Source organism: Iodobacter sp. BJB302 (genome assembly GCF_002735645.1).
GTDB lineage: Bacteria > Pseudomonadota > Gammaproteobacteria > Burkholderiales > Chitinibacteraceae > Iodobacter.
In genome coordinates this window covers 74,423-80,422 of record NZ_PDZG01000012.1, presented here as the reverse complement: position 1 = coordinate 80,422, position 6,000 = coordinate 74,423, and the positions used below count along the sequence as shown (strand labels likewise).

The window sequence follows — 6,000 nt, the reverse complement described above, 5'->3', positions numbered from 1 at the left end:
GATTACATCCATTACTATAACCACGACCGAATCAAACTGAAGTTAAAAGGGCTGAGTCCTGTGCAATACAGAACCCAGCCCTTGAGCGCCTAGCTTTTATACTGTCCAACTAATTGGGGTCAGTTCAACCCTAACCACCACGCTAACGCAAGAAATGCGCAAAGAAGCCCATTTCTTGAACGCCAACGATCAAGCCCGCAGCGCCATCAAGCAATTTTTAGAAGCGCCGGATAATGAACTGGACAGCATTATTCGTAGTATTCGGCAGAATGGAAATGCGCTGTCTAATCAGCTTTGTAAGCGATATCCAATCCTTGCCGAGAATGCAGGAATGGGTGAAAGGATTGTTGATGCGGTGAAGCAGGCATTTGCTGATTAAGAACGTAAACTATTTATGACATTCCTTACTACTACGCCTATCATTGCGAAATATTTATATATCTGTAGCAATCAGGAAATATTGAATGGCAACGCTCATCCCCAGTTTAAACACCTGCCTATCCCGAATGACTTCAGGTGAAAAACGATTTGCTCGCCGACTTGAAGCTTTACTCGATGAAGACTACTGCTGCTGGTATGACGTTGATGTGGGGGTAAAGCGGCGGCGGCCTGATTTTTTGATTCTCAATCCACATCGCGGCCTGTTGGCACTCGAAGTCAAAGATTGGAAGTTATCAAGCATCTTACGAATTGACCCGCAGATTGTGGAATGTGATTTCAACGGTCAATACAAAAAAGACGTCAATCCACTTTTGAAAGCACGAGACTTTATCAATGTCACGATTGATATGCTCAAAAAAGACCCGCTACTGATCAATACAGCCGCCAGTCGATATGCAGGCAAGTTAGTCATGCCCTATGGCCACGGCTTAATCCTTGCCAATATCACACGTAAAGATTTTAACGAAGCCAACTTGGCCGACGTCTTGCCCGAACATTTGGTGATTTGCCAGGATGAAATGACCGAATCGGCAGATGCCGAAGCTTTTCAAAAGCGGCTCTGGGATATGTTTTTGCAGCCCTTTCCCTGCCGACTCACCCTGCCGAAAATTGATCGAATTCGTTGGCATTTATTTCCTGATGTGCGGATTGTATGCCGTCAGGGTAGTTTATTTGATGCAGCACCAAGCGAGCCACACACCAATGCAATGGCGATCCCCGATTTAATTCGAGTCATGGATATTCAGCAAGAACAATTGGCACGTAGTCTGGGCGAAGGCCATCGCGTGATTCATGGTGTGGCCGGATCAGGCAAAACGATGATTTTGGGCTACCGTGCCGAATATCTAGCAAAAAATTCAAGCAAGCCCGTGTTAATTCTTTGTTTCAACAAAGGATTATCGCAAAAACTAAAAAGTTGGATGGCACAAAAAGGTTTGTCACAACAAGTCACAGTGCAAACATTTCATAGCTGGTGCGGGGAAATGGCGCGAACCTATTTACTGCCAAAATCCAAGGAAAAACCTAATAGTACTGAGTATTGGGAAGAAACGATTCAGGGGGTAATTGACGGCGTAAACCGAAATGAGGTACCTGCAGGGCAATACTCCGCCCTATTGATTGATGAAGGTCATGATTTCAAATCAGAATGGTTACGCCTTGTCGTACAAATGGTCGACCCATGCAGTAATGCCCTGCTGATGCTGTATGACAGCGCTCAGGACATTTACCAGAAGTCGAGCAAACGCCAATTCACTTTTTCCAGCGTTGGAATTCAGGCGCGTGGTCGCACTACAATCTTAAAATTGAATTATCGCAATAGCGCCGAAGTACTCGGCGTAGCCTATGAATTTGCCCGCGATTTACTCTCGGCACAAGATGCAGAAGAAGATGGTGTACCGCTCGTACTACCCCAAACAGCAGGGCGACGCGATATAGCGCCTGAATTTATTCAATTACCAACCTTTAATGCTGAACTTGAAACCATTGCAAGAAAATTTCAGCAATGCCAAGCGCAAGGTATTGAATGGCGCGATATGGCCGTTTTGGCTTATTTCAATTATCAACTCGATGCCATTCGCGAGCACTTCAAACGCTGCCAGATTCCAGTTCAAACGGGGTCAATTGAAGCCACCAACGGCGTATCTGTACTCACTTTGCATGCCAGCAAAGGACTAGAATTTCCCGTAGTTGCTATTGCTGGTTTAGGCAGTCTACCCCATCAAAAAAGCGAAGAGTCCGAACAAGCCCGTGTACTCTACGTCGGCATGACGCGCGCCATGAATCAGCTTTATCTCACCGCCGATAAAAACTCGGTTTTTGCCCAAAAAGCACGGGCGGCCTGCGAAAAAATTGCAGCATAAAGAAAAAGCCCGCATCGCGGGCTTTCATTATTTCAGTGCCAGTCTTTGCCTGTAGTGACCAAGCAATTCCTGCAAGAAGGCCTCACTCCCACTCAATCGTAGCAGGTGGTTTTCCTGACACATCATAAACAACGCGGTTAATGCCTTTCACTTCGTTGATGATGCGGTTAGATACTTTGCCCAGCAAATCGTAAGGCAGTTCGGCCCATTTGGCGGTCATGAAGTCGGAGGTGACTACGGCGCGCAGCGCTACCACGTAGTCGTAGGTGCGGCCGTCGCCCATTACGCCGACGGATTTTACTGGCAGGAAGACGACGAAGGCTTGGCTGGTGAGTTCGTACCAGTTTTTGCCGGTTTTTTCATCTACCGCAGCGCGTAGCTCTTCGATAAAGATAGCGTCGGCAAAGCGCAGTAGGTCAGCGAATTCTTGCTTTACTTCGCCAAGGATACGCACGCCTAGGCCTGGGCCTGGGAAGGGGTGGCGGTAGACTAGCTCTGGGGCTAGGCCAAGCGCTACGCCGAGTTCGCGCACTTCGTCTTTAAATAATTCGCGCAGCGGCTCTAGCAAGGAGAGCTTCATGGTTTCTGGCAGGCCGCCTACATTGTGATGGCTCTTGATGGTGTGCGCTTTGCCGGTTTTTGCGCCAGCAGATTCGATCACATCCGGGTAGATGGTGCCTTGGGCCAGCCATTTTGCGCTTGGCAGTTTGGCTGATTCAGCCTGGAATACTTCTACGAATTCGCGGCCAATGATTTTGCGCTTGGCTTCTGGGTCGGTTACACCAGCAAGGTGGCCCATAAATTGAGCGGCGGCATCAACGTGGATCACTTTTACGCCAAGGTGCTCGGCAAAGGTGGCCATCACTTGTTTGCCTTCGTTCAGGCGCAACAAGCCATTGTCTACAAACACGCAAGTCAGTTGATTACCAATGGCGCGGTGGATCAGCGCAGCGGCTACAGATGAATCCACGCCGCCGGATAGGCCCAAAATCACTTCATCTGTGCCAACTTGCTCGCGGATTTTAGCCACGGCTACGTCGATGTAGTTAGGCATGGTCCAGCTTGGCTTTGCGCCGCAGATATCGAGCACAAAGCGGTTGATCATTTCACGCCCTTTCAGGGTGTGCGTTACTTCCGGGTGGAATTGCACAGCGTAGAAGCCACGTGCTTCGTCGCTGATGGCGGCAATCGGGCACGCCTCGTTGCTGGCGATCACAGAGAAACCGGCTGGCAGCGCAGTGACTTTGTCACCGTGGCTCATCCATACTTCCAGCACGCTTTCACCTGCGCTGTTTTTGCGATCTTCAAGGCCACCGAATAATTTGCTGTTTTCTTGCGAGCGGATTTCAGCAAAACCAAATTCACGTACGGTGCCTGCTTCTACCTTGCCGCCCAGCGATTCGGCCATCCATTGCATGCCGTAGCAAATACCGAGTACCGGCACGCCCAGCTCAAATAGTTTTGGATCTGCCTGGTAATCGCTCTCGTAAACTGAGTTAGGGCCGCCGGAGAGGATAATACCGGTCGGATTAAATTCACGAATAAAATCGATCGATACATCAAAAGAATGCAGCTCAGAATACACATGCGCTTCGCGAACACGGCGGGCAATCAGCTGAGTTACTTGCGAGCCAAAGTCCAAAATCAGAATTTTATCCATGCTGTCAAAATCTTTGATGTTTAAATAATCGCCGAATTTTACCTTGCTATGCCCCTTCGAGCCAGCACCTATTCAGCAAACAGCGGCCATACGTGCAGATTTGCCCTATCTCAACGCGTGCAGCCGCTGTTCTTTCTAACAAAGCAAGCGCAAAAAATGCCAAAGGGATAAACTTGTAAGCACTATGCCAAGGAGGACCGTCATGCCCATCAGCGATTACCACATCAGCACCGATCCGCAACGTTTTGATCTGGATGCTGTTCATGCATTTTTAAGCCAATCTTACTGGTCCCCCGGCATTTCACGCGATACGGTGGCCAAAGCCACACAAAACTCACTGGCCTTTGGGGTATTTTTGGGCGACAGCCAGGTAGGATTTGCACGAGTGATTACCGACAAGGCCAGCTTTGCCTATTTGGCCGATGTGTATATTCTGGACGCACACCGCGGCCAGGGCTTAGCCAAGTATTTAATCGCCACTATTCTGGCCCACCCTGATTTACAGAGCTTGCGGCGCTTTATGCTGGCCACCAAAGATGCCCACACGCTTTACACCCAGTTTGGCTTTTCTGAGCTGGCCAACACCTCGCGCTTTATGGAAATCCATAGCCCGGCGGTGTATCAGGCTTAGTATGGGTGCGTAAACAGGTGATTAGCTCAGGCGATAAAGCTTGCTAACTCAGGCTAAAAATTATCTTTTAATCAGAGCCGGGCCTTCCCCTGCCCACAAATAAAACGCCGCCCTTGATAAATAAGAAGCGGCGTTTTTACGCTAAATTAGTTTTTTGCCTGCCCCAAACGATTAAGCATGGCTTTCACGGCAGACATTTGTGGTGAAGTTTTGCTGTAAAAATTAGGTGCTAAAGGATTAAACGGGTCTGAATAGCCCCAGAAATCCCAGCAGCCCTTAGGGTTATAGGGGGTAAAAAAGCCATAGCTGGGCTTGGCCTGCGGGTAAAGCACGATGATTTTATTGGCGTCTGCCAGCTCGTTATAGCCCGTGGTGCCATAAAACAGATTGCCGATTGTATCCGCCCCTTGCTCGCAGCCATGAAAAGCCACATGCACTTTGCAGGTTTCCGCCTCACATGCCTTAGGCACATAAAGATAAGCATCGTCACTCATGCTGGTGTAGCCGGATTTGATAAATTCACTTTGATCAAACTGAATAATCTTGCCACTGAGCGCAGTTACAGCGGGCTGCAAATCGCCGTAAATATGCTTCAGGATGTCTTGCGACTGAATAAAATCGCAATCGTTGATATAGGGCGATCTGGTATCGGCGCAGACTACATCTTGCTGGTTATTGGTAATGATGGCGTGGCCTGCGTTGACGCTCTGAATATATTTAATATTTTCTGCAGGCATCCCGGCCAGCTGGTAAAACGCAGCAGTTTGATCAACAACCGCCGTGGCCACGGTTTTATCGGCCTTACCGCTAAACAGATAGACTTTCTGATTCTTTAGAAAATCAAGCGCATCAATCGCCCCTGCAGACGCAAAACCTTTTGCCAGGCTGAGCAGCAGTTTTGGATCGGGCGGGCCATAGGGGCTTAGCGATGGATTCATGCAGGCCGTTTGCGCCACGGTTGCCGATGGCGGCGCAGGATAAGCCGAGCCAGAGCAATAAAACGGCCCGCCAGCCACAATCCCTGCCCCCACCAGCGTGCTTGAAAACGCGGCATGAAACTGCGCTGCCATAAATGCGCCAGAAGACAAGCCGGAAACCGATGTCTGGCTTAAATCCACCTTATAAGCAGGCAGTTTGGCGGTTTTATCTGCATAGGCGGCATCGGCCAGCAAGCCCAGCAATAGTAAGACCCCGACTGCGCAAAAGCGCGGTTTTTCAAATAAAGCTTTCATGGAATTCTCCGGTTAATAATGATAGTTTTCATATTAACTTTCATTATTAGAAATATCCCCAGGAAATCCCACATCACAACTTGAATCTTTTATGACGTGTAGCTACAGGCTTTTTAAGAAAGAGGCTCAAAACGAACACGTTTAGCCCCCCCCTCAAGGGTTTATCGGGACCCA

6 protein-coding genes are annotated in these 6,000 nt (G+C 48.9%); 4 read left to right on the top strand and 2 right to left on the bottom strand.

What is annotated here, in order from left to right; translation table 11 throughout:
* From CSQ88_RS06185 to CSQ88_RS06175, 3 genes are all read left to right on the top strand, one after another.
* A partial coding sequence (locus tag CSQ88_RS06185) for an IS3 family transposase (RefSeq protein WP_143449410.1) occupies positions 1-93 on the top strand: 93 nt, incomplete at its 5' end.
* Between the two features lie 61 nt (positions 94-154).
* Positions 155-379 carry a hypothetical protein gene (locus CSQ88_RS06180; RefSeq protein WP_099397233.1) on the top strand — a complete coding sequence of 75 codons (225 nt, stop codon included), beginning with the start codon at positions 155-157 and terminating at the stop codon, positions 377-379.
* 85 nt (positions 380-464) lie between these two features.
* A complete protein-coding gene (locus CSQ88_RS06175) occupies positions 465-2,303 on the top strand; it encodes a DEAD/DEAH box helicase (RefSeq protein ID WP_218963009.1) in 1,839 nt (612 codons plus the stop codon).
* A gap of 82 nt (positions 2,304-2,385) precedes the next feature.
* On the opposite strand, the gene guaA is transcribed toward CSQ88_RS06175, so the two are convergent.
* Positions 2,386-3,963: a glutamine-hydrolyzing GMP synthase gene (guaA, locus tag CSQ88_RS06170; RefSeq protein WP_099397232.1), complete on the bottom strand. Its 1,578-nt coding sequence runs from the start codon at positions 3,961-3,963 to the stop codon at positions 2,386-2,388.
* A gap of 202 nt (positions 3,964-4,165) precedes the next feature.
* On the opposite strand from guaA, the gene CSQ88_RS06165 reads away from it, so the two are divergent.
* Positions 4,166-4,594, top strand: coding sequence for a GNAT family N-acetyltransferase (locus CSQ88_RS06165; protein ID WP_099397231.1), 429 nt, complete (start codon positions 4,166-4,168; stop codon positions 4,592-4,594).
* A 146-nt stretch (positions 4,595-4,740) separates the two neighbouring features.
* On the opposite strand, the gene CSQ88_RS06160 is transcribed toward CSQ88_RS06165, so the two are convergent.
* Positions 4,741-5,826 carry a poly(3-hydroxybutyrate) depolymerase gene (locus CSQ88_RS06160; RefSeq protein ID WP_099397230.1) on the bottom strand — a complete coding sequence of 362 codons (1,086 nt, stop codon included), beginning with the start codon at positions 5,824-5,826 and terminating at the stop codon, positions 4,741-4,743.
* Between the last annotated feature and the right edge of the window lie 174 nt (positions 5,827-6,000).